Annotated in this window: 21 protein-coding genes; 2 read left to right on the top strand and 19 right to left on the bottom strand. The window is 68.1% G+C overall.

Annotation, left to right across the window (positions count from 1 at the left end):
* Positions 1–212 precede the first annotated feature (212 nt).
* From FS787_RS01260 to FS787_RS01180, 17 genes are all read right to left on the bottom strand, one after another.
* Positions 213–1,865: an amidohydrolase gene (locus FS787_RS01260; RefSeq protein ID WP_144670344.1), complete on the bottom strand. Its 1,653-nt coding sequence runs from the start codon at positions 1,863–1,865 to the stop codon at positions 213–215.
* A gap of 96 nt (positions 1,866–1,961) precedes the next feature.
* On the bottom strand, positions 1,962–4,865 hold the full coding sequence (locus tag FS787_RS01255; protein ID WP_144670342.1) for an RNA helicase: 2,904 nt from the start codon (positions 4,863–4,865) through the stop codon (positions 1,962–1,964).
* A gap of 24 nt (positions 4,866–4,889) precedes the next feature.
* The gene (gene tatC, locus FS787_RS01250; protein ID WP_186329124.1) at positions 4,890–5,684 is read right to left on the bottom strand and encodes a twin-arginine translocase subunit TatC; all 795 of its coding nucleotides are present in this window, start codon (positions 5,682–5,684) and stop codon (positions 4,890–4,892) included.
* Between the two features lie 48 nt (positions 5,685–5,732).
* A complete protein-coding gene (gene tatA, locus FS787_RS01245) occupies positions 5,733–6,002 on the bottom strand; it encodes a Sec-independent protein translocase subunit TatA (RefSeq protein WP_144670338.1) in 270 nt (89 codons plus the stop codon).
* Positions 6,003–6,043: 41 nt separating this feature from the next.
* Positions 6,044–6,421 carry a hypothetical protein gene (locus FS787_RS01240; RefSeq protein WP_144670335.1) on the bottom strand — a complete coding sequence of 126 codons (378 nt, stop codon included), beginning with the start codon at positions 6,419–6,421 and terminating at the stop codon, positions 6,044–6,046.
* A 26-nt stretch (positions 6,422–6,447) separates the two neighbouring features.
* Entirely contained in the window at positions 6,448–8,466 is a 2,019-nt protein-coding gene (locus tag FS787_RS01235) for a YafY family protein (RefSeq protein WP_144670333.1), read from the bottom strand.
* Between the two features lie 138 nt (positions 8,467–8,604).
* On the bottom strand, positions 8,605–9,000 hold the full coding sequence (locus FS787_RS01230) for an FKBP-type peptidyl-prolyl cis-trans isomerase (RefSeq protein WP_056429429.1): 396 nt from the start codon (positions 8,998–9,000) through the stop codon (positions 8,605–8,607).
* A 39-nt stretch (positions 9,001–9,039) separates the two neighbouring features.
* On the bottom strand, positions 9,040–9,972 hold the full coding sequence (locus FS787_RS01225; RefSeq protein WP_144670331.1) for an FKBP-type peptidyl-prolyl cis-trans isomerase: 933 nt from the start codon (positions 9,970–9,972) through the stop codon (positions 9,040–9,042).
* Between the two features lie 109 nt (positions 9,973–10,081).
* On the bottom strand, positions 10,082–11,446 hold the full coding sequence (pafA, locus tag FS787_RS01220; protein ID WP_144670329.1) for a Pup--protein ligase: 1,365 nt from the start codon (positions 11,444–11,446) through the stop codon (positions 10,082–10,084).
* A 1-nt stretch (position 11,447) separates the two neighbouring features.
* Complete coding sequence (gene prcA / locus FS787_RS01215; RefSeq protein WP_144670327.1) at positions 11,448–12,155, bottom strand: proteasome subunit alpha; 708 nt, start codon at positions 12,153–12,155, stop codon at positions 11,448–11,450.
* A gap of 1 nt (position 12,156) precedes the next feature.
* Positions 12,157–12,987 carry a proteasome subunit beta gene (prcB, locus tag FS787_RS01210; RefSeq protein ID WP_144670325.1) on the bottom strand — a complete coding sequence of 277 codons (831 nt, stop codon included), beginning with the start codon at positions 12,985–12,987 and terminating at the stop codon, positions 12,157–12,159.
* An 89-nt stretch (positions 12,988–13,076) separates the two neighbouring features.
* The gene (locus FS787_RS01205; protein WP_056429993.1) at positions 13,077–13,280 is read right to left on the bottom strand and encodes a ubiquitin-like protein Pup; all 204 of its coding nucleotides are present in this window, start codon (positions 13,278–13,280) and stop codon (positions 13,077–13,079) included.
* A gap of 88 nt (positions 13,281–13,368) precedes the next feature.
* A complete protein-coding gene (gene dop, locus FS787_RS01200) occupies positions 13,369–15,042 on the bottom strand; it encodes a depupylase/deamidase Dop (protein WP_144670323.1) in 1,674 nt (557 codons plus the stop codon).
* On the bottom strand, positions 15,039–16,823 hold the full coding sequence (arc, locus tag FS787_RS01195; RefSeq protein WP_144670321.1) for a proteasome ATPase: 1,785 nt from the start codon (positions 16,821–16,823) through the stop codon (positions 15,039–15,041). The genes dop and arc overlap by 4 nt, the downstream gene beginning before the upstream one ends.
* Before the next feature lie 82 nt (positions 16,824–16,905).
* Positions 16,906–18,003, bottom strand: coding sequence for a tRNA (adenine-N1)-methyltransferase (locus FS787_RS01190; RefSeq protein WP_144670319.1), 1,098 nt, complete (start codon positions 18,001–18,003; stop codon positions 16,906–16,908).
* Positions 18,004–18,124: 121 nt separating this feature from the next.
* Positions 18,125–19,333, bottom strand: a complete 1,209-nt coding sequence (locus FS787_RS01185; RefSeq protein WP_144670317.1) for a site-2 protease family protein — start codon at positions 19,331–19,333, stop codon at positions 18,125–18,127.
* Positions 19,326–20,072 carry an HAD family phosphatase gene (locus tag FS787_RS01180; protein WP_144670315.1) on the bottom strand — a complete coding sequence of 249 codons (747 nt, stop codon included), beginning with the start codon at positions 20,070–20,072 and terminating at the stop codon, positions 19,326–19,328. The genes FS787_RS01185 and FS787_RS01180 overlap by 8 nt, the downstream gene beginning before the upstream one ends.
* A 130-nt stretch (positions 20,073–20,202) precedes the next feature.
* Between FS787_RS01180 and FS787_RS01175 the strand changes: the two genes are divergently transcribed.
* Complete coding sequence (locus FS787_RS01175; protein ID WP_144670313.1) at positions 20,203–21,108, top strand: PAC2 family protein; 906 nt, start codon at positions 20,203–20,205, stop codon at positions 21,106–21,108.
* A gap of 41 nt (positions 21,109–21,149) precedes the next feature.
* Here the strand turns inward: FS787_RS01175 and mshC are convergent, their stop codons facing one another.
* Together mshC and FS787_RS01165 are read right to left on the bottom strand one after the other, a co-directional pair.
* Positions 21,150–22,436, bottom strand: a complete 1,287-nt coding sequence (gene mshC, locus FS787_RS01170) for a cysteine--1-D-myo-inosityl 2-amino-2-deoxy-alpha-D-glucopyranoside ligase (RefSeq protein WP_144670311.1) — start codon at positions 22,434–22,436, stop codon at positions 21,150–21,152.
* A 15-nt stretch (positions 22,437–22,451) separates the two neighbouring features.
* Positions 22,452–23,285, bottom strand: a complete 834-nt coding sequence (locus FS787_RS01165) for an undecaprenyl-diphosphate phosphatase (RefSeq protein ID WP_144670309.1) — start codon at positions 23,283–23,285, stop codon at positions 22,452–22,454.
* Between the two features lie 52 nt (positions 23,286–23,337).
* On the opposite strand from FS787_RS01165, the gene FS787_RS01160 reads away from it, so the two are divergent.
* Positions 23,338–24,273 (top strand): aldo/keto reductase, encoded by a 936-nt coding sequence (locus FS787_RS01160; protein ID WP_144670306.1) that lies wholly within the window; start codon positions 23,338–23,340, stop codon positions 24,271–24,273.
* The last annotated feature ends 10 nt before the right edge of the window (positions 24,274–24,283 follow it).

The following is a 24,283-nucleotide window of genomic DNA, read 5'->3' as shown; positions in this document are numbered from 1 at the left end:
CAGGGAAGCTACCGCGCGGGCGGCAACCTGGAACTGACCGGGGGACGTCCGGAGGCTGCGGCCTGCACAACCCTCCGTTGCCCCTCAATGCTACGGGGACGCCCGGATCTGTCAACCGCTCCGTGACCTGCCGTTTCATCCATCGCCGCAGGTCAGGGGTGTATTGCGGCGGGCCAAGTTTCGGTGCCGGCCCCTAGGTCCGGCGCCGGGCGTCAGCTCCGGAGCGAGCCGGCGGAGTACAGTTCCAGGCCGTCCCTCACGGTCTGCAGGCACACCGGTTCGGTGCCCGTGTCCAGCGCCGGCAGCAGCGGTGTCCGCGCGCGGGGATCCGTGCTCCAGGACTGGACCCTGCCGTCCGCCACCTGGACCATCAGTTCCTCGACCTCCCACACAGCGAAACTGGCCGGAGCGCCTGGAACCAGCTGGCCGGCCATCGGGTTCCGGTACCGGGCCGCCCGCCAGCCGGCCCGGGTGTGTCCGAGGAAGGCGGCGCGGGCGGAGATCTGTTCGGCGGGGTTGTTGTGCTGCAGGCAGGCCCGCACGCTGGCCCAGGGCCGCAACGGGGTCACCGGGCTGTCACTGCCGAAGCAGACCGGCACGCCGGCGGCGTAGAGCGAGGCAAAGGGGTTCATGCCGTGCCGCCGGGGTCCGAGTCGCTGCCCGTAGAGACCGGCGTCTCCGCCCCAGGCCGCATCGAAGCCGGGCTGTGCGCTGACCGTCACGGAGTATTTGGCCAGCCGGCTGATGGATTCCGCGTCGGCGAGCTCGACGTGTTCGAGGCGGTGGCCCGCCGCCCGGACTTTTTGTTCGCCGACTTCCGCGGCCGCCAGATCCAGTGCCTCCAGGGCGGCGTCGAGGCCTGCGTCCCCGATGACGTGGAACCCGGCCTGGATGCCCAGCAGCGAGCACGCCGCGAGGTGGGCTCCGGCCTCGGCGGCGGAGAGGTACAGGCTGCCGCGCTCCCCCGGCGCGTCGCTGTAGTCCGCGCGCAGCGCCGCGGTCCGCGACCCGATGGAACCGTCGATGTTCAGGTCCCCCGCCAGCCCGAGCACCGGCACGCCCAGTCCGTCGAGGATGGACCGGGCATGGTCGGCCGAGTCGGCCAGCTGGCCCCAGTAGGGCAGGATCTCCGGAACGGCGTCCGGCCCGGCGTTCCATCCGGCGGCGAGCTGCAAGTCCTCGATGCTGCCGATGTGCGGGGCCGCCATCTCGGCCAGTGCCACGTAGCCGTTGGCCGCTGCCTCGGCGAGGGCCTGCTGCTGGTAGCCGCGGAGTGCCTCGGCGGGCAGCCGGCGTGCCTCCAGCCGGGCGGCCGTGTGCGCGGCGCGCTTGACCTGGCCGCCGGGGCCGGAGCCGTCCATCCCGTCGAGGCCGGCGGCCGCCGCCAGCGTGGACGAGACGAGCGCTGAGTGCACATCAACGCGGGAGAGGTAGACGGTCCGCCCGCCGGCGGCGCGTTCGAGTTCTTCCCGGGAGGGCAGGGCCGGGTCCGCCCACTGCGTCTCGTCCCAGCCATGCCCCAGCACGGCGCCGCCCGCGCCGGACGCGGTGAACCCGGCGACGGCGTCGAGCAGTTCCCGGGCGGAGCGGACATCACCGAGCTGGAGCGAGTCCAGGGCGATGCCCGTCTCGGTGAGATGGACGTGGGAATCGACGAAGCCGGGTGCCAGCAGGGCGCCGCGCAGATCAATGACCTCCATGGCCGAATCTGCAATCGAGGCTGCTGCCTGCTCGGAGCCGACCCAGGCAACCGTGTCGCCGTCGACCAGCATCGCCGTCGCGAAGGGATCGGCGGCGGTGTAGACGGAACCGTTGCGGTACATCGTCAGCTTGCGCGGTGCGGCGGTGGCCGGTGACTCGGTCATGGGTCGGGGACTCCTTAATAACGGGCGGCAGTACTTGGCGGCCCGTGCGGGCCGGGTATCGACGTCGTGGGGCGGCCGGCGGAACGGCCGCGGTGGTCAGGCCACGGAGGAATACGCGACGACGCCGCGTTTGATGAGCTTGATCGCTTCCCCGCACAGCCGGGCGACCCGCGGGTCCAGGGACGGGATTTTCGCCAGCTGGTCCAACAGGTCGATGACCTGCTTCACCCAGCGGACGAAGTCGCCGGCGGCCAGGTCCGTCCCGCTGAGGACGTCCTGCAGGTGCCGGCCCTTGGCCCACTTGAATATCGGCCAGACCAGGCCCAGTTCGGGTTCACCGGTCAGGGGGAGCTTGTTCGCTTCCTCGATGTCCTCCAGGGCGGACCATTCATGCACCACAACGTCGACGGCGGACTCCAGGGAGATGCTGGGCATCTTGGGCCGGAGCCCGCGGTCCTCGCGTTTGGCCTGGTAGACCAGGACGCTGGCCAGCGCGGCGACTTCGACGGCGTCGAGGTCGTTAAAGGCGCCCAGCCGCAGGGACTGGGATATCAGCAGGTCCTTCTCGCCGTAGATCCGGCGCAGCCGTTGCCCGTCGGGGCTGATGGTGAGCACACCGGCGTCCGAGGTTTCCAGGTAACCGTAGGTGGACAACACACCGCACACCCGGTCGAAAGTCTTGGCGATGGTGTTGGTGCGCCCCTGGATCTGGCGGACCAGCCCGTCGGTCTCCTGGCGGAGCTTCCAGTAGCGCTCCGACCAGCGCGCGTGATCCTCGCGTTCACTGCAGCCATGGCACGGGTGCGCGCGGAGCTCCCGGCGCAGTTCCGTGATTTTCCGCTCCTGGTCCGGGAGCGCCGCGGCGCGGCCGAAGTCGTCGTTCCGGTTCGGCGGGGCGGGCGGCCGGTTCTCCCGCAGGGCGTTGCGGACCGAGGATGCAAGGTCCCGCCGCGACTTGGGCACCTTGGCGTTGAAGGATTTAGGGATCCGGACCCTGGTGATCGGGGCCAGGGGGCCTTCGACGTCCTGCGTACTGATCCGCCGCAGCTGGTTGTCCAGGGTCATAACCGCGGGCCGCGGTTCGCGGGAGTGGTGGTCTGAGCTGAGGACCACGGCGAGCCCGGGCGCCCGGCCGGTGGGGACATCCACCACGTCGCCGGGGAGCAGCCGGCTCAGGGAGTCCTCGGTGACGGACTTCCGGGCCCGGGAGCTGGTCTTGGACGCGTTCTTCTCCGTGTCTGAAAGGGCCCGCCGGATCCGGGAGTACTCGGTGAAGTCGCCGAGATGGCACGTCATGGCCTTGCTGAAGCCAGCCAGGGACTCCTCGCGGCTGCGCACCTGCTTCGCCAGCCCAACGACCGAGCGGTCGGCCTGGAACTGGGCGAAGGAGGACTCCAGGATCTCCCGCGCCCGGGGCCGGCCGAACTGTGCCAGTAGGTTGATGGACATGTTGTACGTGGGCCGGAAGCTGGAATTGAGCGGGTAGGTGCGCCGCGAAGCGAGGCCGGCCACCGCGGCAGGGTCCGTACCGGGCTGCCAGAGAACCACCGCGTGGCCCTCGACGTCGATCCCCCGCCGTCCGGCGCGGCCGGTCAGCTGGGTGTATTCCCCCGCGGTGATGTTGACGTGCGCCTCGCCGTTGAACTTGTCAAGCTTCTCCAGCACAACGGAGCGGGCCGGCATGTTCACGCCGAGCGCCAGGGTCTCGGTCGCGAAGACGGCCTTGACCAGCCCGTCAACAAAGAGTTTCTCGACGACTTCCTTGAAGGTGGGCAGCATGCCGGCGTGGTGGGCGGCCAGTCCGCGGAGCAGCCCGTCGCGCCAGCTCCAGAAGCCCAGGACGTCCAGGTCGTCGGAGGGAATGTCCTGCGCCGCCTCGTCGACGCGGCGGGCAATGATGAGCTGTTCCTGCTCGGTGGTCAGCCACAGCCCGGCGGCGACGCACTGGGCCACGGCGGCGTCGCAGCCCGCGCGGGAGAAGATGAAGGTGATGGCGGGCAGCAGGTCCTGCCGGTCGAGGCTGGCGATGACCTGGGGGCGGCTGGCCTTCCGGACCGGGCTGCGCTGGCCGGCCTGCTGGGCGTCGTCGCGCTGGTTCCGCTGGCGCCGCTGGTTGCGGCCGCCGTGCCCGAACCGTCCGCGGAAGTTCATCTGGCTCTCGGCGCGTGCCATCGACAGCAGCTCAGGATTGACCTCAAAGCCGGGCCGGTCGCTGAGGTCCGCTGTCTTCACGGTGGCTGAAACGGTGGCTGATGTTCCGGCCCCGGTCCCGGCGGCCGGGGCGATTTCGTCGAACGTGGTGTCGCCGGCGAAAAGGTCCACGATTTTCCGGCCCACCATCACGTGCTGCCAGAGCGGCACCGGCCGGTGCTCGGACACGATGACGTCGGTCTGGCCGCGCACTGTGTCCAGCCACGCGCCGAACTCCTCGGCGTTGGAGACGGTGGCGCTGAGCGAGGCCACCTGGACTTCGCTGGGCAGATGGATGATGACCTCTTCCCAGACGGCGCCGCGGAAGCGGTCCGCCAGGTAGTGGACCTCATCCATGACCACAAAGCCGAGGTCGGCCAGCGTGCTGGAATCGGCGTAGAGCATGTTGCGGAGCACCTCGGTGGTCATCACCACCACCGGGGCGTCGCCGTTGATGCTGGTATCGCCGGTCAGGAGACCCACCCGGTCCGCGCCGTACTTGTCCGCCAGTTCAGAGTACTTCTGGTTGCTCAGGGCCTTGATGGGGGTGGTGTAGAACGCCTTGAGGCCGCGCTGCAGGGCCAGGTAGATGGCGAACTCCCCCACGATCGTCTTGCCGGCCCCCGTGGGGGCGGCCACCAGGACACCCCGGCCGGCCTGCAATGACAGGCAGGCCTCGCGCTGGAAGTCGTCGAGTTCGAAGGCGAGCGAACGGATGAAACCGCCCAGATAGGTTTTGGCTTCAGCGGCCCGCTCGGCACTGGCTCGGTAGCGTTCAGACGGCGATTCCGGCCCGGTTATAGAGGACATGGTTCCAGCCTAGTGCGCCGCGGGCTACAGATTCTCCAGCTCGGAGCTGGGAGTCGCCTGGCCCGCGGTCGCTTCGGTCTCGGCGGCGCGTTTGACGGCGCGCCGTTCGCGGCGGCGGTCGTTGAGCAAGCAGAGGCCGATGGCGGCGAAGAAGAGAAGCAGCATGGGCCCGGCGAGGTAGAACATGCTCATCGCATCGGCTCCGGGGGCGGCCATGGCCGCGAAGAGGCAGACCAGGAAGACGGTGATGCGCCAGCTCTTGACGAGCTGCTTGCCTTTGATGATGCCCGCGAGGTTGAGCCCCACGAGGACCACCGGCAGCAGGAAGGCGATGCCGAAGGCCAGCAGGAGCCGCAGCACGAAGGAGAGGTACACCTGGGCGCTGATGAAGTTGGAGCCGCCTGAAGGCGTGAAGTCGGTCAGTACCCGGACAGCGTTTGGAAGCACCAGCCAGGCCAGCAGGACGCCGCCCACAAACAACGGGACGGCGGCAGCCACGAAGGACAGCGCGAGGCGCCGTTCCTTTTTGTGCAGGCCGGGGACGATGAAAGCCCACAGCTGATACAGCCAGACCGGACTGGCGATGATCAGGCCAAGAAAGACCGAGACCTGGATCATCAGGTCAAAGGAGCTCGCCACGCCGTCGAAGTTGAGCGTTGCCTGACGGCCCTCGTGTTCGTTGAGGTCCCTGATCGGCTTGATCAGCGCCTCAAGCATCGGCTGGTAGACAAGGAACCCGACGACGGTACCGAGGACGACGGCGATCGCGGACTTGAAGAGGCGGTTCCGCAGTTCCTTCAGGTGGTCGAGGAGCGCCATCCTCCCCTCGGGGTTCGACCGGCGGCTCATGGTTACTGCCACGCGGTGTTAGGCGCGGTTCGGCGGCGGAACGTCGGTTCCGTCTCCGGCGCGGTGTTCCGTGCCGGCGGACTTCGGGTGGTTCACGACTCTGCCTTCGACCGGCTCGGAACCGTCAGTGGCGTCCGCGGCGCCGTCCTTCTTCATTTCCCGGACCTCTGACTTGAAAATGCGCATCGACTGGCCAAGGCTCCGGGCCATGCCGGGCAGCTTCGGTGCAGCAAAAAGCACCAATGCCAGAACGATGATGATGATGAGATGCCAGCCTTCAAGCCTCATAACAAGAGGTCCTTTCGTTGAAATACATCCTACGTCTATGTCTATCTGAATTCGATGTCGCGCAGCCGCTGGGGCTGGCCGCGGTCCGCCTTGCGCTGGATGCGCCGCTGGCGGCGGGCTTCCTGACGGGCGTGCTTGGATGCGCGATAATCATGCCCCATCTGGACCGGCGAGGCGAAAACGGCGGATCCGGGTTCCGGCAGCGAACCGCTGTCCGCAGGTCCGTCGCTGCCGCCGGTTCCCGGGTTTTCGGCGTGGCCGGGTGCCGACGGGAAAGCGGAGAACCGCTCCCCCGCAGCATCAAGTTCCTTGACCGTGGCCATGAACTGCCGGAACAACCGGGCTCCGAGCACAACGAAGAACAACAGCGATAGCGCGACGAGCGCTATCCAGATCACGATCCAGGACCACCAAGGCATGCTGAGTAGTCTAGCCGCCGTCGCGGCTAGTCTTCATATTGGGCCAGGGCGGCGGACAGCCATTCGCGGGAGGCTTCCGCCAGCTCTTCGGGGTGCAGGATCCGCGCCGCCCCACCGTGCTGGGCCACGAACATGGGCAGCCAGTCGGTGCTGCCGAAGCGGATTTCGGCCAGCAGCCCGCCGTCAGGCAGCGGGGCCGTCCGCTCCGCGTAGTACTCATCGGCGAGGCCCGCTCCGCGCCGGGTGAGTTCAACCACCACCACCGCGTCGTCGTCGTTGGGGGTGAAGAGCTTCACGGGGAAACTGTCACCGGGCTTCGCCGATTCCGAGACGGGCAGCCCCGTGGATTCCAAGGCCTCGATCCGGTCCAACCGGAAGTTGCGCAGGCCCTGCGCGGAATGGCAGTACGCCTCGAGGTACCACGTGTTGTCCAGCGAATAGAGCCGCAGCGGGTCAATGTTCCGTTCGGAGACGGAATCCCGGAGCGGAGAGAAGTAGCGCAGCCGCAGCCGGGTGCCGCTCCGGATGGCTTCCCGCGCGGTTTCCAGGGCCGCGGCGTTGCCCGGCCCCACCTCCGGTGCGGAAAGGGCCGCCGCCTTGAGTCCTTCCTCCCCCGCGGCCGCCATGAGCTTGAGCGTGACGGATTCCAGCGTGCCTCCTTCTGCCAGTTCCGGCAGGCCGTTGAGGGTCTCCAGCCCGGTCAGCAGGGCGCAGGCCTCCTCGACCGTGAAGCGGACCGGCCGCTTCAGGTCGAGATCCTCGGTGATGGTGACGTGGTCGTCGTCCCACTGGATGTCCAGCAGGTCGTCCGGGTAGCCCTCGGGCAGCCCGGAACAGATCAGGATCCGCAGGTCCGCTTCCAGCTCCTGGCGGGTGATGCCGAATTTCGCCGCCACTTCGCTGATGTGGAGGCCCTGGTTGTGGACCAGGAACGGTACCAGCTGCAGCATCCGGGCCAGCTGGTCCTCCGAGGTGCGTTTGCGGCCACGCCGGGGTGCGGCCCCGGCAGGCAACGACGGCTGCGGGGAGCCCGCGGTGAAAGCGACCGGCGGGGCGGGTGCCGAGGCGAAGTCTGCGGCGGCCGCCAGGCGGCGGCGCACGGAGGTGAGGAGTTCAGGCGGGGACACTACGCGGACCCGGGGTCCGTAGGAGGCGAGTTCCTCGGCGAGGGTCTCGGCGTCGCGGTACGGCACGCTGAGGCGGTCGCGGCCGGCTTCGGGTAGCCCGGCGCCCGCTTCCGGTACGGGGTCGGGCAGGGCGCGTCTGCGGAGCCCGTGCAGCCTGCCGGACTGGACGTCGACGACGGCGGTCCTGACCGGCAGCTCTGCCAGTCCGGCCAGCTCGGCGCGCATGTTGAAGTCCACCGGCGGGGTGAAGCTCTCCTTCTCGAGGACGGTCACGGCGGACGTGAGGCGGGAGAGGCGGAAGAAGCGCTTGTCCCCGCGGTTCCTGTCCCTGGCCACGAGGTACCACTGGCCGAAGCGGCTGCCGAGGCCCCACGGTTCCACCAGCCGCTCCTCTTCCTTGCCGGTACTGCCGGCGAGGTAGGAGAAAGTAACGGGGTGCTGCGCGTGCATGGCGGCCACAAGGTCCTCGAAGGCCTGGCCGGCGGGACGGATCCGCGGCTGGACTCCGGGAGGGAGTTCGGCGTCGACGAGTTCCCCGGAGGCCTGCAGCTTGCGGACAGCATTGACGGCCGCCGATCCGAGCGCCGCGTGCTCCCACAGTTGGGCCGCGAGGATGAGCACGGTGCATTCGGCCGGGGTGAGGCTCACGTCCGGAAGCCGGTTGGATTCCTTGCCGATGCGGTAGCGCGTGGTTGCGGGGTCATCCGATCCCCAGCCTTTGTCCGTGACGGTCTCGACGTCGAAGCCGAAGTGCCGCAGTTCGCCCTTGTCGCGTTCGAACATCCGGCCGAAGGCCACGTCCGTGCTGGTGGTGTCGTGGTAGACCTTGTCCCGCAGCTCGCTGCGGCGCAGGCCGTAGGTGGTGTTGAGCAGGGCGATGAGCAGGTTCAGGAGGCGTTCTGTACGTGAGGCTGACACCCCGCAAGGGTACTAAAGTCCCTGCCCCAAACTGACAAAAGCGCGGTAACAGCCGGAAGAACTTTTCCGATTGTTACCGCGCTTGCGCATGTCAGCAGCTTATTCAGCCTGCTGATTCAGTCGACCGATGCCAACTGTTTAGCGGACGGCGACGAGGTCGACGACGAAGATCAGGGCCTCGTTGGGGCCGATTGCCCCGCCCGCGCCGCGGGAGCCGTAGGCGAGCTCGGACGGGATTTCGAGCCGGCGGCGGCCGCCGACCTTCATGCCCAGCAGGCCCTGGTCCCAGCCCTGGATGACCTGGCCGACGCCGACCCGGAAGTCGAGCGGTGCGCCGCGGCCCCAGGAGGCGTCGAACTCTTCGCCGGTGGACCAGGCCACGCCGACGTAGTGGGTGGAGACGGTGTCGCCTGCCTTGGCTTCGGCGCCGTCGCCCTCGATGAGGTCGGTGATGACCAGTTCGGTGGGCACGTCGCCTTCGGGGAAATCGATTTCCGGCTTCTGGCGGTCCAGGTTGCGCTGTCCAAATGACATGGTTACTCCTTCTAGCGTGGCTTGTGGTGAGGTGTGGTGTTACTTGACGCCGAGGATGTCGACGACGAAGACGAGGTCGCCCTTAGCCTCGCCCTGGCCCTTCGCGCCGTAGGCGAGGTCCTGGGGAATGACCAGGAGGACGCGGGAGCCGACCGTCTTTCCGGTCAGGCCCTGGGTCCAGCCCTTGATGACGCCGGTGAGCGGGAATGAGGTCTTCTCGCCGCGGTCGAAGCTGGAGTCGAAGACCTTGCCGCTGGACAGTGCCACACCGACGTAGTTCACGGTGAGGGTGTCGGTCGCCTTGACCTCAGGGCCGGTGCCCTTGATGAGGTCCTGGGAGACCAGGGCCTTCGGGGCGGCTACGCCCTTGACGGAGATCTCCGGGACGCCCTTGTCGTTTTCCTTGACGGTCGGCAGGCCTGCCGGCGGCGTCACGGTTTCGCCCTCGGGCTTGTCCAGCACCTTGGGAGCGTCCTTGGCCGAGATGACCTTGACGACGAGGAGCTGCGTGGGCTGGGTCTCGGCGCCCTCAGCCGCTGCCTGGCCGGGAACGGCCAGGGCGAGGTGGGAACCGATCTTCGAGCCGACGAAGGCGTTGTAGATGACGGGGCTCTCGGTCTTGAGTGCCTCGTTGAGTTCGAGATCCTGCGGGTCCTCAGGGAACGTGTCCTCCAGGGTGGAGCCGTCCTTGCCGCTCAGGGCGACAATGGAAATCCCGGCGATCTGGTTGGCCTTGACCCGGTCTCCGTCGCCCTCGGTGACCACCTTGACGGTGGGTTCCTTGACGTCGAGGGGCTTGGTGAATTCAACACCGGGGGCCTTCTTGTCGCCGTTCTCCGTCAGCTTGAGGGAGTCCAGCTTGGCGGTCTCGCCGGCGGACTGGCTGGTGGGTTCCGGGGCGGCTGGTTCGCCGCCGCCGCAGGCGGTCAGCAGCAGCAGTCCGGGAAGAAGAATTGCTAGTAGTCGGCGCACTTAAGAACTTTCGTCGGGGCAGGATGGACGCCTCGCCGGGCATGTGCCAGCGGCAAAGCAAGCGTGGCCGCGAACGGCACCCTTTCAGAATAACGCGGAAAGCTGGGTATCAGCCCATAGAGTTCAGCAGGGCATCCACACGATCGTCGACGCTGCGGAACGGATCCTTGCACAACAGGGTCTGGTGGGCGCGGTCGTTGAGCTTCAGATGCACCCAGTCCACGGTGTAGTCCCGCCCGAGTTCCTGCGCCCGGCGGACGAAGTCGCCGCGGAGCTTGGCCCGGGTGGTCTGCGGCGGGGCGTCCACCGCGTCCTTGACCGCGGTGTCGTCCACCACGCGGCGCACGGCACCGCGGGACTGCAGCAGGTAGTACAGGCCTCGGGTCCGCGAGATGTCGTGGTACGTCAGGTCCAGTTGCGCGATCCGGGGCGCGTCGAGGCCAAGGTTGTGCCGGGCGCGGTAGTTGTCCATGAGCTTCTTCTTGATGGCCCAGTCCACTTCGGTGTCGATCTTGCTGGTGTCACCGCTTTCGATCGCGTCGAGCGTGCGTTCCCACAGGTCCAGGATGAGCGGCACGTGGGCGTTGTGGGCGCCCTGCTCCGCGACGAAGGCCGTGACCTTGCCCAGGTATTCGCGCTGGATTTCCAGGGCGGTGAGCTGCCGGCCGTTGGCGAGCCGCACCAGGGCGCGTCCGCTGAGGTCATGGGAGATTTCGCGGATGCTGCGGATGGGGTTCTCCATCCGCATGTCGCGCATGATGACCCCGGCCTCAATCATCCGCAGGATCAGGTCAACGGTCCCCACCTTGAGCAGCGCCGTGGTCTCGGACATGTTGGAGTCGCCCACGATCACGTGCAGCCGACGGTAGAACTCGGCGTCGGCGTGCGGCTCGTCACGGGTGTTGATGATCGGGCGGGACCTCGTCGTGGCGGACGAGACGCCTTCCCAGATGTGGTCGGCGCGCTGGGAGAACGCGAACGTGGCCCCGTGGGGGGTCTTGAGGATCTTGCCGGCGCCCGCGATCAGCTGCCGCGTCACGAGGAACGGGATCAGGATCTCGGCAAGCCGGGAGAATTCCCCGCGCCGCGGGATGAGGTAGTTCTCATGGCTGCCGTAGGAGTTCCCGGCGGAGTCGGTGTTGTTCTTGAACAGGTAGACGGTGCCGTTGAAGCCCTCCGCCGCGAGCCGTTCCTGCGCCTCGTCGACGAGGTCGTCCAGGATCAGCTCCCCGGCACGGTCGTGCGCGATCAGCTGGGCCAGGTCGTCACACTCCGCGGTGGCGTACTCCGGGTGGGACCCGACGTCGAGGTACAGCCTCGACCCGTTGGTCAGGAACACGTTCGAGGACCTCCCCCAGCTCACCACCTTGCGGAACAGGTAGCGGGCCACCTCTTCGGGGGCCAGCGGACGGGACTCCGGGCTTGAATAGGAAATCCCGAACTCGGTCTCGATGCCGAAAATGCGCTTGTCCATCTCAGTTCTCCTCAGCCAGCAATGCCGTGATGTCTGCGTCCTCAAGCCTGCGGAAGGCGCGGCGGGTGCCGCGGCTGCTTTCCGAGCCGCGGTCCAGGACGGCCACCTCCACTGCCGACGCCGGCAGCGTGGTGGTTTCCTTGTCCGCGACGAGACCGGCCAGGGCCAGCCTGATGGCGCCGGCGAAGTCGAGTTCGCCCTGCCAGCCTGCTGCGACGGCCTCGGAGACCTTGTCCGCCTGGCCGCCCATCACGATGAAGCCGTTCTCGTCGGCAATCGACCCGTCGAAAGTCAGCCGGTAGAGGTGATCCTCTTCCGGGGAGGCCCCCACCTCGGCCACGGCCAGTTCCACTTCGAAGGGCTTCTGTTCCGCTGTGAACACCGCCCCCAGGCTTTGCGCGTAAACGCTGGCGAGGCCCCTCGCCGTGACGTCCTCCCGGTCGTAGGAATAGCCGCGCACGTCGGCGTAGCGCACCCCGGCCTGGCGGAGGCTCTCGAATTCGTTGTACTTGCCCACGGCCGCGAACGCGATCTTGTCGTAGATCTCGCCGATTTTATGCAGCGAGGGTGACGGGTTCTCGGCCACGAGGGCGATCCCGTCGCGGCAGCTGATGACCACCACGGAGCGCCCGCGCGCGATCCCCTTCCGCGCGAAATCCGCGCGGTCCTTCATCAGTTGTTCGGGCGATACGTAGAACTGCTGGGTCATCTCAGGCCTCCCGCTGGGCCAGGGCCCTGGACTCGATGATGGTGCCGGCCAGTGCCGCGAGCTCGCGCTCCGGAACCCGGAAGGCACCGGTTCGGTTAACGATGTAAACCACCGGCCAGAGCTGCCGGATCGGGTCGGGACCGCCCGTGGCGGAGTCGTCGTCGGCGGCGTCGTAGAGCGCCTCGACGGCGACGGCGACGGCGTCCTGCTCGGAGAGGTTGGGCCGCCAGAGTTTCTTGAGCGCGCCGCGGGCGAACATGGAGCCGGACCCGACGGTGTGGTGCTCCTGCTCCTCGTACCGGCCGCCGGTCACGTCGTAGGAGAAGAGCCGCCCGACACCGGCGGGACGGTCGAAGCCTGCGAACAGCGGGACCACCGCGAGGCCCTGCATCGCCATCGGCAGGTTGCTGCGGATCATGGCGCCGAGCCGGTTGGCCTTGCCGTCAAGGCTCAGGAGCGTCCCTTCGATCTTCTCGTAGTGTTCGAGTTCGACCTGGAACAGCCGGGTGATATCCAACGCGATGCCCGCCGTGCCGGCGATGCCGAGCACCGAATACTGGTCCGCCGGGAAGACTTTCTCGATGTGCCGGCTGGCGATGACGTTGCCCATGGTGGCGCGCCGGTCCCCCGCCATCAGGACCCCGCCGGCATAGCTCAGGGCGACGATCGTGGTCCCGTGCGGCGCCTGCAGCGGCTGTGCTGCGCCCGCAGCCGGGGTGCCCGCCGGAAGCTGCCGTCCGAACGGCAGCAGGTCGGGGCGCTGGCGTTGCAGGTGTTCAGTGAAGGAGGACGTGGCGTTGGCTGCTACCTGGTTGGCTGTGGTTTCCTGCACTGGTGCACTCCCTCAACGTAGTGAATCAACGACTTCCGGCCCTCAGCCCTGTCCCGGCGCAACCCGTGGGCCGCCGTGCCCGGGCCGTTCTACTGGCCGCCCTTTTGGACGAACGCGCGAACGAATTCTTCGGCATTGGACTCCAGCACTCCGTCGATCTCATCGAGGAGATCATCGACGCCCTGGGTGGCGGCCGACGCCTGTCCCTCCGCGGGGGCCGGCGGGGCGGCGGGGACGTCCTCGTCGACCTCGGTGTCCCGCGACTTCGGCTGCTGCTGCTCCTGGCCTGCCATTGTTTTCTCCTTCTGTCCGTCCCTCGTGGCGAGGGACTTCCTGTAAGCCATATTGCCACGCCAGGGGGCTCTGCGGGGCGCTTTGTTCCTAGGAACCGGGTGGGAGTCCCAGCAGCTCGGAGAGGAACGGTCCGGCCTCCCGGTGGCGGGCGAAGAGCCCGCCGGTGAGGGCCTCGGTTCCGCGCAGCGGCTCCCGGGTGGGGACCCTTTGCAGCCTGCCGCGGCCGGGCACATCGAAGATGACGGAGTCCCAGCTGGCGCCGACCACGTCGGCTCCGAAGCGGCTGATGCAGCGGCCGCGGAAGAACGCCCGGGTGTCCGACGGCGGTTCGGTGACCGCCCGCTGGATCGTGGCGTCGTCAACCAGCCGCTGCATGCGGTCCCGTGCCAGCATGCGGTAGTAGAGCCCCTTTTCGGGCCTGATGTCCGCCCACTGCAGGTCCACAAGGCCCAGCCGTGCGTGGCCCCAGTCCAGCCCGTCACGGTCCCGGTAGCCCTCCAGCAGGGAGAGCTTCGCGAGCCACTCCACGGAGGACGCGGCGGCGGCGCGGTCGCTGCCCAGTTCCGTCAGCGTCGCCGACCAGCGCTCCAGCACCTGATGGGTGTGCCCGTCCCCGTCCACGGCGTCCGCGACACCGGTGTCCTGGGCATGCTTTGCGGCCGCTTCGTAATAGATCCATTGGAGGTCCAGGGCGGTGATCCGCCGCCCGTCGAGCAGCCGCAGGGTGGCGGTCAGTGAGGTGTCATGGCTGACGGCCTGCAGTGCGGCGACCGGCTCGTGGACTTCAAGCTTGGGGGCCAGGCCGGCCTCGATCAGGCTCAGCACCATGGCGGTGGCGCCGAATTTGAGGTAGTTGGAGGCCTGGCTGAGATTGGCGTCGCCGATGATGACGTGCAGCCGCCGGTACTTGTCCGCCGTCGCATGGGGTTCGTCGCGGGTGTTGATGATGGGGCGCCGGATGGTGGTCTCGAGGCCGACCTCGGTCTCAAAAAAGTCCGCCCGCTGGCTGATCTGGTACCCGGGGCGTGACCCGTCCTGTTTCATGCCCACCCGGCCCGCGCCGCAGATAATCTGCCGGGTGACGAAGAACGGTGTCAGCCCGCGGACGATGTCCCCGAAGGGGACGTTCCGCGGCATCAGGTAGTTCTCGTGGGAGCCGTAGGAGACCGACTTGTTGTCGGTGTTGTTCTTGTAAAGATTGATGGGCGGCAGTTCAGGGTCGGCCGCCAGCCGGCGCACCGCGGCCAGGGCCACGAGGTCGCCGGCGGCATCCCAGGCGACCGCGTCGAGCGGGCTGGTCACTTCCGGGCTGGAGTACTCGGGGTGGGCATGGTCGACGTACAGCCGGGCGCCGTTGCCGAGGACCATGTTCATCAGGAGGGTCCCGGACTCGTCCTCGCCGTCGGCCTCAAGTTCCTGCCGACCATAGGCGAGGGCGACAGCCTCGGCGTCAAGGACTGGAGGCTGGTCGGTCAGCTGGTCGGGGTCGGCCTGACTGCGTTCCAGCGTCCAGCCGCGGGCGTCGTGCAGCGGCTCCTCGTCGGTGTAGTCCCAGCGGGTTTCGGCTCCGCCGGCCGCGCGCTGCCTCGTCACCTGGGCGTAGGCCTGGATCACCCGGGCGGACATCATGGTGGCGTTGGCCCCGGGTGCGGAGGGTGCATGAATGCCGTACTCCGTCTCAGAGCCCATGACCCGCATGGCGCCGCCGACCGGCAGCCCGCCGGACACGCCGGCCGGCTTGCCGGACACACCAGCCGTCACAGGTACTGGCCCGTGTTCGGCATCGTCTCGATGGACTTGCCGGGTTCCTGCCCGGCCTTGCCCTGCACGATGGTGCGGATGTAGGTGATGCGTTCGCCCTTCTTGCCCGAGATCCGTGCCCAGTCGTCCGGGTTGGTGGTGTTGGGCATGTCCTCGTGCTCGCGGAACTCGTCGACGACCGCGCGCAGCAGGTGGTCGATCCGGATGCCCTTCTGGCCCACCGTCAGCAGGTCCTTGATGGCGTATTTCTTGGCCCGGTCCACGACGTTCTGGACCACGGCGCCGGAGTTGAAGTCCTTGAAGTAGAGCATTTCGGTGTCGCCGTTGGCGTAGGTGACCTCGAGGTATTCGTTGGACTTGTCGGTGGAGTACATGGCCTCCACGGTGCGCTGGACCATCGCATCCACCGTGGCCTGGACATCGCCCTGGTGCTCGGCGAGGTCGGACTCGTGGAAGGGCAGGTCGGCCGTGATGTATTTGTTGAAGATGTCAGCGGCGGCTTCCGCGTCGGGGCGGTGGATCTTGACCTTGACGTCCAGCCGGCCCGGCCGGAGGATCGCCGGGTCGATCATGTCCTCGCGGTTGGACGCGCCGATCACGATCACGTTGTCGAGCCGCTCCACGCCGTCGATCTCGCTGAGGAGCTGCGGGACGATGGTCGTTTCGACGTCGGAGGAGATGCCGGTGCCACGGGTGCGGAACAGCGAGTCCATTTCGTCGAAGAACACCACCACGGGGCTGCCCTCGGAGGCCTTCTCCCGGGCGCGGGCAAAGATCAGCCGGATGTGGCGTTCGGTCTCGCCGACGTATTTGTCCAGCAGTTCCGGGCCCTTGATGTTCAGGAAGTAGCTCTTCATGTCCGTTTTGCCGGTGCGTTCGGCGGCCCGGGCGGCGAGGGAGTTGGCGACGGCCTTGGCGATGAGCGTTTTGCCGCAGCCCGGCGGGCCGTAGAGCAGGATGCCCTTGGGCGCTTTGAGGCCGTGTTCGCGGTACAGGTCCGGGTGCAGGAACGGCAGTTCCACGGCGTCGCGGATCTGTTCGATCTGCGGTCCCAGCCCGCCGATGTCCTGGTACGTGATGTCCGGCACTTCTTCGAGGACCAGGTTTTCCACCTCGGAGCGCGGGATCTTCTCGAGGGCGTAGCCGGTGCGGGAATCGATCGAGAGGGCGTCCCCGACCCGGAGCTTCTGCGCGAGCAGGGCGCCGGAGAGCCGGACCACCCGTTCCTCGTCCGCGCGGCCCACCACCAGTGCACGGTCCCCGCCCAGCATTTCCTTCAGCGTGACCAGGTCCCCGGCCCGTTCGTAGCCGAGTCCGGCCACCACCAGCAGCGCCTCGTTGAGGAGGACCTCCTGGCCGACAGCCAGCTGGTTCATGTTGACCAGCGGGCTGATGCCGACGCGCATTTTGCGGCCGGCGTTGAAGATGTCCACCGATTCCTCGGTGGCGGCCTGCCCGCCGTTGCCGGCGGAGGGATGGCGTTTCGGGTTCAGCTGCAGTACCGTGCCGAAGCTGTACGGCGGCTGGCCCTCCTGGTCGAGGGCGTTCTTCAGCCGGAGGATTTCCTGCTTGGCGGCCTCCAGCATGGTGACCAGCTTGGAGTTGTTCTGCGTGGCGGCGGCGAGCTGGCGGTCAATATGGCGGAGTTTATCCCGGAGGATATTGACCTGCCGCTCGGCCACGGACAGTTCACCGGCGCCCTGGCGGTCGCCCCCGGCCTGTGCCTGTCCCGCCGCGTCCTCTGCCGGTGTCCGGCCCGGATCGGTATTCGGAGTCTCCATCGTGCATCAGCCCCTTCCTACGCTTCTATTAAGACATTAGCCCCAAGAAGCCGGGTGCCGCTGAAGACTTCCGAAATGCGGACTACTTCGTAATATCCGGATCGTCCTTGACGTTGGTCCCGGCGATGGCGTCCCGGGCGGCCCGGCGGAGCTTCTTGTCGGACACGGCGCGCTCCCCCACGGCCCCCGGCGTCCAGGCATTAACGTCCTCTTCGTTGAAGTCGGTCTTGGACGGGCGGCGCTTGACTGAGATGCCGGTGACGCCGTCGGCGAGCCGCCGGGTGACCAGCAGGAAGCCGGTGTGCGCGACCATCCGGTGGTCCGGGCGCACGGCGAGGCCTTCGAGGTGCCAGCCGCGGACCATGGATTCCCAGGCGTCGGGTTCGGTGAAGCGGCCGTCGGCGCGGATGGCCTCCGCCGTCCGGGACAGCTGGGTCACGGTGGCCACGTAGTTGATCCACACGCCGCCCGGGGCCAGTACGGTGGCGACAGCGTCCAGGCATTCCCACGGTGCCAGCATGTCCAGCACCACACGGTCCACGGAGCCGGGCTCTTCGGTGCGGACCACTTCCTCCTGGAAGTCGCCGAGGGAGATCTGCCAGGCCGGGTGCGGGCCGCCGAAGATCGTTTCGACGTTGCCGCGGGCGATGTCGGCGAATTCCTCCCGCCGCTCGAAGGAGTGCAGGTAGCCGTTGTCCCCCACCGCGCGGAGCAGCGAGATGGACAGTGCGCCGGAGCCGACGCCGGCTTCCACGACGCGTGCGCCGGGGAAGATGTCCGCCATGGTGACGATCTGGCCGGCGTCCTTGGGGTAGACGACGGCTGCGCCGCGGGGCATCGAGAGGACGAAGTCCGAGAGCAGGGGGCGCAGCGTCTGGTACTGCTGGCCGACGTTGTTGACCACCACGGAGCCGTCCGGCTTGCCGATGATTTCGTCGTGGTTCAGGAAACCGCGGTGCGTGTGGAAGGCCCCGCCGGCCTCGAGGCTGATCGTGTTCATACGGCCGCGCTCATCGGTCAGCTGCACCCGCTCGCCTTCCCGGAACGGTCCGCGGCGGCGCGCCGCGCCGACCGGGGCGGAGGCATTCGCGGTGCCGGCCGCCGGGGCGGTGGTGGTTGCTGCGCTGCCGGCTGTACCGGCGTCGTCCGGGCTGATGCCGGCGGCGGTGTCGCTGCTCATGAAAATGTTCCTCAATCCTGTGAAGCTGTGTGGCCGCGGATGGTGCCGGCGGTCCTGCGGCTCGTGCCCGGCGGTCCGTGTCCGGGGCTCGAACCCGGAAATACACGACCGGCAGGTAACTCTACCGGCTTTGGCCGTCCGTCCGCTTGCCGCCGCCGGAACCCTTGCCCGTGAGGGCGCCCAGGACAGCGGATTGCCGGAGCAGCCCGGTGACGGTTCCGGCGCGGTCCACGACGGCGTATTCCAGGCCCTCGAGCTGGGCCAGGTACTGGATCAGCTCCTGTCCCCTGGACCACTCGGGCACGTAAGCGCCCGCGCCGAGGGCGTAGGACACGGCGGTCAGGGGCGTGGCGGCGGTGGCTGCCGCGGGAACCGTGGCGACCGCGCCGGCGTCGACCACGGCGGCCGGCCGCCCGTCCGGGCGGTACAGCACGACGGCGGGCACCGCACCGGTGGCAGGGACCGGCGCAAGGGCCAGCATGTCGGCCACGGTGGCCGACTCCGGCAGGCCCACCGCGGGCTCGGCGAGGGCACCGGCCTCCACGAGCGGCAGCCGGCTCCGCAGCCGGGCCTGCCGGATCGACGCGCTGGCCCCCATCCACAGGAAGCCGCAGACGAGGATTGTGATGAGCACCAGTGACGTGTCCGGCTCACGGCCGCTGAGCAGGGGCAGGACAACAAACCAGCCCACGAGGCCAATCACGATGATCCGGCCGCCCCAGCCCGCCGCCACGGTGCCCTTCTCCTGGCTGCCGGTCAGTTTCCAGACGGCGGACTCCACCAGGCGTCCGCCGTCCAGCGGCAGCCCCGGGAGCACGTTGAAGAGGCCGATCAGCAGGTTGGCCCAGAGGAAGATGTTCGTCAGGATCCCGGCAACGCCCGTGAGGTCGCCGGCGGTCAGCAGCAGCCAGCCCCCGGCGGCCAGGACGAAGTTCGCCGCCGGACCGGCCATCGCGACGATGACGGAGCGGCCCGGTGAGGCGGTGAAGCTCTCGAACTGGGTGTGCCCGCCCCAGAGGTTGAGGACGATCTTTTCGCTGGGCCAGCGGTAGATTTTGGCGGTCAGCGCGTGCGCGAGCTCATGAGCGAGGACCGAAACCAGCAGCAGGAGGGCGTAGGCGAACGCCACGGCGTAGGCGCCGGGGCCCAGCTCAGGGTTGTTGGCCCGCAGCACCGGGCCGTAGACGATCACCGTGAACGCCGCAATGATGAACCACGAGTAGGCCAGGATCACCGGAATGCCGGCGATGCGGCCTAGCGGGATGCCCTCCCGCCGGCTCTGTTTCTGGGGGTCCTGACCGCTGCGGCCGCGGGTGTCGGTGTCAGTCATGGACGGGGCCCTGCCCGGCGCGGGCCAGGCCGAAGGTTGCGTCCGGGAACTCGTGGCGCAGGGCGACGAGCTCCTCAAGGTCGGCCACTGTCCGCCCTTCCAGGGTGTCCCACATGGCGCGGCGCGGGTCGTGCGGCAGCGGCACGATGTGCGGAATGGCGACGGTCAGCACGCCGGAGGCGACGGCGGCGGCCACACCCGGTTCGGAGTCCTCCAGGGCGACGCAGTGGTGGAGGCCGAGTTCCGGGTCCTGCTCCTGCAGCAGTTCCACGGCCGTCAGGTAGGCCTCGGGGTGCGGCTTGCCCTGGGTGACGGTGTCGCCGGTGACCAGGAAATCGAAGTAGGGCTTGGGCAGGCTGGCGACGATTTCCCGCGCCAGCGGCGCCTCGGACATGGTCACGAGGACACAGCGGATACCCGCAGTGTGGAGTTCCTCCAGCAGTTCACGGGCGCCGGGCCGCCACGGCACGGACGTGCGGACCTGGCTGATGACATGGGCGGTCAGGATATCGATGATCTCGCGGCGCTCGAGCCGGACGCCGGCGTCCTGCAGGATGCCCGCGGAGAAGACAAGGGACTGGCCCACCAGCTGCATGGCCTTCTCATGGGACCACTGCCCGCCGTGCGCGGTGACGAGGGCGTGTTCGGCCTCAATCCAGTACGGCTCCGTGTCGACGATGGTGCCATCCATGTCCCAGAGAGCGGCTTTGAGGAGGGGCTGGGCAGCTGAGGATTGCATGCTTTCCAGTCTACGGGGCGGCCCTGAGAGGGGCCTGTGACTACGCCCACGGCGAATATCGCCAGTGCGTCTGCGATTCCCGGCGCTTCATTCCATGCGTGGCCCGGGTCCTTGGACGTAGGGTGAAGGGATGAATAGCTTCGAGGTAGACCCCGCGGAAACGGGCGACGTGCCCGAGCCGGAACGGCTGCTGCAGCCCGTACCCGAGGGCCAGCGCGTCACGGTGCTGCTCGCGGCCTTCGAAGGATGGAACGACGCCGGGGAAGCGGCGAGTGATGCCCTGCGCTATTTGAACAAGCTCTGGGGCGGCAAGAAGGTCGGGTCCATTGATGCCGACGAATACTACGATTTCCAGTTCACCCGGCCCACGATCCGCCGCACGGCGGCCGGTGACCGGAAGATCAAATGGCCCTCAACCCGGATCTTCAAAGCCAGTGTTCCCGATTCCAACGTGGACGTCATTTTCGTCCAGGGCACCGAGCCGTCCTATAAGTGGCGGGCCTACACCGCCGAGCTGCTGGTCCATGCCGAGGCGCTCCACGTGGACTACGTGATCCTGGTCGGTGCCCTCCTGGCCGACGTGCCGCACAGCCGGCCCATTCCGGTGAGTTCCTCCACCGATGACCCTGCGCTGCGTGAGCGGATGGACCTTGAAGCATCGCAGTACGAGGGCCCCGTGGGGATCGTCGGGGTGCTCGCCGAAGTTGCGCTGCTGGCCGGGCTGCCCACCGTCTCGCTCTGGGCCGCCGTGCCGCATTACGTCGCCCAGGCGCCCTCCCCCAAGGCGCAGCTGGCGCTGCTGCACCGGATCGAGGAGTTGCTGCAGCTTCCGCTCGACACGCAGGAACTCGTCGAGGAAGCGGACGCGTGGGAGCGCGGCGTTGATGAGCTGGCCACCGAAGACCCTGAAATCGCGGCCTACGTCCGCCAGCTGGAGGAAGCGAAGGACACCGCTGACCTCCCGGAGGCAAGCGGTGAGTCAATCGCCCGGGAATTCGAGCGCTACCTCAAGCGCCGCGGCAAGGACAAGCCTTAGAGGTCAACCCCCTGGAGGCCAACCCTCTCGAGTTCGACCCTCTAGAGGTCAACCCCGAGCAGCGCGTTGACGGCGTCGCTCACCAGCGCGGCGTCTGATGCGTCGGCCGCCGCGGCGCGGCCGTCCGCGAGGGCAGTCCGGGCCCATTCATCGACGGCGGCGACGGCCCCGGGCGCGTTCAGGTCGTTGGACAGCTCCGCCCGCATCCGGGACACCAGCCCGGCAGCCGAGCCGGCGGGGGCCACGGCGAGGGCTGCCCGCCAGGTGCGGAGCCGTTCTTTGGCCTCGGCGAACCCGGCCTCGGTCCACGACCAGTCACTGCGGTAGTGGTGGGCCAGGATGGCCAGCCGGATCGCTGCCGGTTCCTCGCCCGCGGCGCGGAGTCTGGAGACGAGGACCAGGTTTCCCTTGGACTTGCTCATTTTTTCCCCGTCGAGCCCCACCATCCCGGCGTGCGCGAAGTGCTGGGCCAGGGGCACGCCGGACAGCGAGTAGGCGTGCCCGGCGCCCATCTCGTGGTGCGGGAAAATGAGGTCCGAGCCGCCGCCCTGCACCGTGAACGGGGCGGGCAGGTACTGCTGGGCAATGACGGTGCATTCGATGTGCCAGCCGGGCCGGCCCTCCCCCAGGTCGCCGCCGGGCCAGCTGGGTTCGCCCGCGCGGGCCACCCGCCAGAGCAGGGGATCCAGCGCCTGGCGTTTGCCGGCGCGGCCGGGGTCTCCTCCGCGCTCGGCGAAGAGCTCCAGCATCTCTGCGTCGGACAGTCCGGAGATGGCGCCGAGGGTCCAGGCGTCGGTGGCCTCGGCGGAGTGCTTGCCGGCGGCCTCGACGTCGTAATAGACGTCGCCGTCGGGCTCACCGTCGCTGCCGGCCACCCGGTACGCGAGGCCGCGTTCCACGAGCTGCTCGATCGCGGGCACAATCAGCGGTACCGCTTCGACGGCGCCCACATAGTGGTCCGGGGCGAGGACGTTGAGGGCTTCCATGTCCGTCTGGAAGAGTTCGATCTGACTGGCGGCGAGGTCGCGCCAGTCCACGCCGGTCGCCGTCGCGCGCTCCAGCAGGGGGTCATCGACGTCGGTGACGTTCTGCACGTAGGAGACCTGCTGCCGGCCATCCCGCCAGGCGCGGTTGAGCAGGTCGAAGGCGACGTAGCTGGCCGCGTGGCCCATATGGGTGGCGTCATACGGGGTGATTCCGCAGACGTACATGGATTGTTCGCCCGTTGCGCCGAGGGTGACCACTCTGCCCTTGGTGGTGTCGAAGAGGCGGAGGGCAGGCATGCTGCCGGGGAGCTGGGGAACGGGGCGGGAGATCCAGGACTTCACAACCCAAGCCTAGTGCTAGGCGCTGATGACGTTGAAACCGAGGAGCACGTACAGGGCCAGGCCCAGGAGAATCCGGTACCAGACAAAAAGCCGGTAGCTGTGGGTGGAGACGTACTTCAGGAACCACCCGATGATGATGTATCCCACCACGAAGGCAACGGCCGTAGCGAGGGCCGTTTCCGGAAGGCTGTACGGTCCGGTGACGCCATCCTGGGAGACCACCTTGTAGAGCTGGTACAGGCCGCTGCCGAACACGGCCGGGATCGCGAGCAGGAAGGAGTAGCGGGCGGCGGCTTCGCGGGTGTAGCCCATCAGCAGCCCTGCGGTGATGGTGCCGCCGGAGCGGGAGACCCCCGGGATGAGGGCCAGGGCCTGCGCGAATCCGTACAGGATGCCGTGCTTGTAGGTCAGCTGGGTCAGGTCGCGGTCCTGGCGTCCGACGGCGTCGGCGATGGCGAGGATCATGCCGAAGACGATCAGCATGGTGGCGACGATCCAGAGGCTGCGGAGCACGGATTCGATCTGGTCCTGGAACAGCAGCCCCAGGACGATGATCGGCAGGCTGCCCAGGATTACCAGCCACCCCATCCGGGCGTCCGGGTGCTGCCGGGAGACTTTGCCGGTCAGTGAACCGGCCCACGCTTTGACGATCCGCACAATGTCGCGCCAGAAGTACACCACGACGGCGGTTTCCGTGCCGAGCTGGGTGATGGCGGTAAACGCGGCCCCGGGATCTGCCGCGTTGGGGAGGAAGGAGCCAACAATCCGCAGATGGGCGCTAGAGGAAATCGGGAGGAATTCTGTCAGTCCCTGCACAAGGCCCAGAAAGGCCGCTTCAAACCAGTTCACGTAGATAGACCCTACGTCATGAAGCATTCCGAATCCCCGTAAGCTTGCTGACATGCAGCAGCGTTATGTCGGCAACAGTGGGTTGCGTGTGTCCTCCGTTTCCCTTGGCACCATGTCCTGGGCCCGGGAAACCGATGAGCAGGATGCCTCGGCACTGCTCCGGACCTTTGTGGACGGCGGCGGAACCCTGATCGACACGGCCGCGTCCTACGGCGACGGCCAGGCGGAGGCGATGCTCGGCGGAATGCTCGGAGACGTCGTCGCCCGTTCCGAGGTGGTCATCTCCACCAAAGCGGGACTCGCGACGTCGGATGGCCGGCGCAGCGTCGACACCTCCCGGAACGGGATGCTCTCCGGCCTGGACGCGAGCCTGGCCCGGCTCGGCACCGACTACGTGGACCTCTGGTTCGCGCACGCCTGGGACCCCAATGTCCCGCTGGAGGAGACCCTGTCCGCGCTCGAGTTCGCCGTGCGTTCAGGCCGCGCCCGCTACGCGGGGGTATCCAACTTTAACGGCTGGCAGACGGCGAAGGCCGCCGCCGTCGCGGGTTTCCCGCTGGTCGCGAACCAGTCGGAGTACTCCCTCCTGCACCGCTCCCCCGAAACTGAGCTGGTCCCGGCCGTGGAGGACGCCGGCCTGGGCCTGATGGCATGGGGGCCGCTGGGGCGCGGGGTCTTGAGCGGCAAGTACCGCGGCCATATCCCGGCGGATTCGCGGGCGGCGCAGGCGCGGATGGCCGGCTATGTGGAACCGTACCTCGAGGGTGCGGCGTCCAGTGTGGTGGAGGCCGTGGCGATGGCGGCAAAAGGCCTGGGACGGACGTCTTTGGACGTTTCGCTGAGCTGGCTGCTGTCGCAGCCGGGGGTCGCGACGGCGATCGTGGGGGCGCGCACGCCGGTGCAGCTCAAGGAAATCATGGATGCAACACTGGCGCCGCTCCCGCCGCAGATCGCGCAGGCCCTGGAGGACGTCTCCAACCCCGCCTGAGCGGGAGTAT

Source organism: Arthrobacter sp. U41, from assembly GCF_007679325.1.
Classification (GTDB): Bacteria; Actinomycetota; Actinomycetes; order Actinomycetales; family Micrococcaceae; genus Arthrobacter.
Note: the sequence above shows the minus strand (reverse complement) of the source record. Positions and strands in the feature narration are given on the sequence as shown.

Coding starts and splice junctions, on each gene's coding strand:
- FS787_RS01240 (WP_144670335.1), bottom strand. CDS start 6,421: ATGCCTTGGTGGTCCTGGATCGTGATCTGGATAGCGCTCGTCGCGCTA.
- tatA (WP_144670338.1), bottom strand. CDS start 6,002: ATGAGGCTTGAAGGCTGGCATCTCATCATCATCATCGTTCTGGCATTG.
- pafA (WP_144670329.1), bottom strand. CDS start 11,446: ATGGACAAGCGCATTTTCGGCATCGAGACCGAGTTCGGGATTTCCTAT.
- FS787_RS01255 (WP_144670342.1), bottom strand. CDS start 4,865: ATGTCCTCTATAACCGGGCCGGAATCGCCGTCTGAACGCTACCGAGCC.
- arc (WP_144670321.1), bottom strand. CDS start 16,823: ATGGAGACTCCGAATACCGATCCGGGCCGGACACCGGCAGAGGACGCG.
- tatC (WP_186329124.1), bottom strand. CDS start 5,684: ATGGCGCTCCTCGACCACCTGAAGGAACTGCGGAACCGCCTCTTCAAG.
- FS787_RS01175 (WP_144670313.1), top strand. CDS start 20,203: ATGAATAGCTTCGAGGTAGACCCCGCGGAAACGGGCGACGTGCCCGAG.
- FS787_RS01160 (WP_144670306.1), top strand. CDS start 23,338: ATGCAGCAGCGTTATGTCGGCAACAGTGGGTTGCGTGTGTCCTCCGTT.
- FS787_RS01260 (WP_144670344.1), bottom strand. CDS start 1,865: ATGACCGAGTCACCGGCCACCGCCGCACCGCGCAAGCTGACGATGTAC.
- FS787_RS01180 (WP_144670315.1), bottom strand. CDS start 20,072: ATGCAATCCTCAGCTGCCCAGCCCCTCCTCAAAGCCGCTCTCTGGGAC.
- FS787_RS01230 (WP_056429429.1), bottom strand. CDS start 9,000: ATGTCATTTGGACAGCGCAACCTGGACCGCCAGAAGCCGGAAATCGAT.
- FS787_RS01190 (WP_144670319.1), bottom strand. CDS start 18,003: ATGAGCAGCGACACCGCCGCCGGCATCAGCCCGGACGACGCCGGTACA.
- FS787_RS01185 (WP_144670317.1), bottom strand. CDS start 19,333: ATGACTGACACCGACACCCGCGGCCGCAGCGGTCAGGACCCCCAGAAA.
- prcA (WP_144670327.1), bottom strand. CDS start 12,155: ATGACCCAGCAGTTCTACGTATCGCCCGAACAACTGATGAAGGACCGC.
- FS787_RS01205 (WP_056429993.1), bottom strand. CDS start 13,280: ATGGCAGGCCAGGAGCAGCAGCAGCCGAAGTCGCGGGACACCGAGGTC.